Source organism: Acidovorax sp. KPB24-07, assembly GCF_057543315.1.
Genome location: NZ_BAAJYS010000366.1, coordinates 1 through 3,258 on the forward strand (window position 1 = coordinate 1; position 3,258 = coordinate 3,258).

2 protein-coding genes are annotated in these 3,258 nt (G+C 69.6%); both read left to right on the plus strand.

What is annotated here, in order from left to right; translation table 11 throughout:
• The coding region (locus tag AC27IQ_RS21035) for a Bug family tripartite tricarboxylate transporter substrate binding protein (protein WP_487090652.1) at nt 1–721 on the plus strand (721 nt) is incomplete at its 5' end.
• Between the two features lie 186 nt (nt 722–907).
• Complete coding sequence (locus AC27IQ_RS21040; RefSeq protein ID WP_487090653.1) at nt 908–3,001, plus strand: alpha/beta hydrolase domain-containing protein; 2,094 nt, start codon at nt 908–910, stop codon at nt 2,999–3,001.
• Nucleotides 3,002–3,258: the final 257 nt, after the last annotated feature.

Sequence of the window (3,258 nt, forward strand, 5' to 3'; positions counted from 1 at the left end):
CGCGCCGGACGGCTACACGGTGCTCATCACCACCAACACCACGCACGCCGCCAACGAGCACCTGTACAAAAAGCTGTCCTATGACCCGGTGAAGGATTTCGTGCCGGTCACCGGCCTGGGCAAGGGCGGCCAGGTGCTGGTGGTGAACGCCGCGGCGCCCTACAGGAACGTAGGCGAGCTGATCGCGGCGGCCAAGAAGAGCCCGGGCAAGCTCAGCTTTGGCAGCGGCAGTTCGTCCAGCCGCGTCGCGGGGGAGATGCTCAAGCAACTGGCCGGCGTGGACATCCTGCACGTGCCCTACAAGAGCAACCCCCTGGCCATCACCGACCTACTGGGCGGGCAGATCGATCTCATGATCACCGACACCTCGACGGGCGTGCCGCAGATCAAGGCCGGCAAGCTGCGCGCGCTGGGCTATTCGACGAAAAAGCGCGGTGCGCAACTGCCCGACGTGCCCACCATCGAAGAGGCCGGCGTGAAGGGCTACGACATGGGCTACTGGTTCGCCGCCTACGTGCCTGCGGGCACGCCGGCCCCCGTGGTGGCGCGGCTCAACGAACTGCTTGGGCAGGCCACCAAGAGCGCGGCGGCCCAGTCGTTCTACGACATGGCGGGCTCCGAGGCCTGGACCACCACCTCCGACGAACTCGCGAAGTTCCAGGCCGCCGAAACCCAGAAATGGGGCCAGGTCATCAAGGCCGCGGGCATCCAGCCCGAATAGGTTCTCGCCCCCTCACGGCCCATCGGGCTGCGCCCTGAAGGCGCGCACGTCCCCGCCGCAGCGCACGGCGGGGAGGGCGCAGCCTTGCCCTGTACCGACGACAACACCCAAGAACCTTCCGGAGACAAAACCATGACATTCCCGTCCTTCGCGATTTACCCGCTGGGTCGCCCCCGGCTGCGCGCCATGGCGCCCGTGCTGGCTGCGGCGCTGCTGGCCGCCTGCGGCGGCAGCGATTCCCCTCCCGCGGCCACCGCCCCGCAGATGCGCCTGTCCATCACGGCCACCGAGCACGTCGCGGGCACCTACGGCAGCGTGGGCGCCTACGAGAAACTGACCGGCACCCTGCGCGGCGAGGTCGATCCCGCCGACCCGCGCAATGCGGTGATCCAGGACCTGCAACTGGCCCCCGTCAATGCGCGCGGCATGGTGGAGTACAGCGCCGACTTCGTGATGCTCAAGCCCAAGGACATGGCCCGCGCCAGCGGCGTGCTGCGCTACGACGCGCCCAACCGCGGCAACATCCTCACGCAGCCCAACCCGGCCGCGACGCCGGGCGATGCGGTGTACTTCGAGCGGGGCTACGTGATGCTGTATTCGGCCTGGCAGGGCGATGTGCCCAAGAGCACGCCCGCTCGCCTGACCGTGACGGTGCCCGTGGCCCGGAACCAGGACGGCAGCACCATCACCGGCCCGTACCGCACCGAACTCGTGCCCACGGCCGCTGTGGCTGCCATGGCGCTGCCGGGCGGCGTGTTCAACGGCACCATGATCCCGTACGAGCCCGCCAGCCTGGACAACACCCAACCCGGCTATTCGCTCACCCGCCGACGCAACGAGACCGATGCGCGCGAGCCCGTGCCCTCGGGCCAGTGGAAGTTCGCCACCTGCGATGCGGCCGCCAACCCGTTCCCGGGCACGCCCAACCCGGCCAGCGTGTGCCTGCAGGGCGGCTTCGATCCGCAGTACCTGTACGAGCTGGTCTATGTGGCGAAAGACCCCAAGGTCATGGGCGTGGGCCTGGCGGCGCTGCGCGACACGGTGAGCTTTTTCCGCAGCGCGGCGGCCGATGCCGATGGCCGGGCCAACCCGGTCGCCGGCCGCATCCAGTCCACGCTGGGGCAGGGCACCTCGCAGTCGGGCAATGCGATGAAGACCTTCCTGCACCTGGGCTTCAACCAGTCGCTGCGCGGCGGCAAGGTGTTCGACGGCATGTTCGCCCACGTGGCCGCGCGCCAGACCCACATCAACACGCGCTTCGCCGTGCCGGGCGGCGGCGGTGGGCTGCGCACCGACCACACGGCCTTCGGCCAGACGGCGCCGCGCGGGCTGGACAAGGACTACAGCGACGAGGTGAGCGGCCGGCAAGGCGGCGTGATGAAGCGCTGCGCGGCCACCGACACCTGCCCGAAGTTCTTCCTGGGCCTGTCGGGCACCGAGTTCTGGCAGCTGCAGGGCTCACCGGTGCTGACGGATGCCAACGGCCTGCGCGACCTCGCCCAGCCCGCCAATGCGCGCATCTACTACTACGCCAGCACGCAGCACGGCGGCACGGGCGGCACCGAAAGCATCAGCTACGCGCCCACGCGCAATGTCTATCCGGCCGGCACGGTGGTGCACTTCACCGACACCTTCCGCGCGCTGTTCATCGCGCTGGAAGACTGGGTGGTGCGCGGCACCGAGCCGCCAGCCAGCCAGGTGCCCAAGGTGGCCGACGGCACGCTGGTGCCGCCCGCGAAGCTCGTGTATCCGGCCATGCGGGGATTGACCTGGAGCGTGGGCGGCACGCCGACCGCCATCCCGGCGTTCGACTACCTGGCGCGCTACAACGGCTTCTCACTGCTGGACTTCGGGCCGCAGTACGTGCCGCAGGACGAGTCCGGCATCGCCACGCTGCAGCCGCCGCGCGCCGTGGGCCGCGACTACGCCATCCTGGTGCCGCAGGTGGACCTGTCCACCGGCCTGGCCCGCGCCGGCATCCAGAGCGTGGAAGCGCGCGCCCCGCTGGGCACGAGCATCGAGTTCAACTACGTGGCCACGCCGGGCATCACCGATCTGTCCAACCTCACCGGCAGCTTCATTCCCTTCCACAAGACGCGCGCCGCGCGGCTGGCGGCGGGCGATGCGCGGCCGTCGTTGGAAGAGCTGTACGGCACGCAGGCCGGCTACGTGGCTGCTGTTACCCAGGCGGCCGATGCACTGGTGGCGGGGCGCCTGCTGCTGCGGCGCGATGCAGATGCGCTGATGGCCAAGGCCAGGGCGTCTTCCGTGCTTCCCTGACGCGGAAGGATGGCGGGGCGGCGGTTTGAAAGAAAAAGTGCCGATGCCCTAGTCGTCATTGTCTCTGTTGCTATTGATTTAATAGCAATCGGTGGCGGCGCCGGTGGGCCCGCTCCGGCACAGCGCGCCGGCCAGCGCGCCCACGGTGCGCAGGGCCTCGTCGAAGCGCGCCGCGGCCGGGTGGCCGCAGTTGATGCGCACGCAGTGCGAGAAGCGCCGGTCGGTGGAAAAGAGGTGCCCCGGCGCCAGGCTGATGC

Bases quoted from the DNA above. Each gene is read 5' to 3' on its own strand.
- AC27IQ_RS21040 (WP_487090653.1), top strand. From the start codon at position 908: ATGGCGCCCGTGCTGGCTGCGGCGCTGCTGGCCGCCTGCGGCGGCAGC.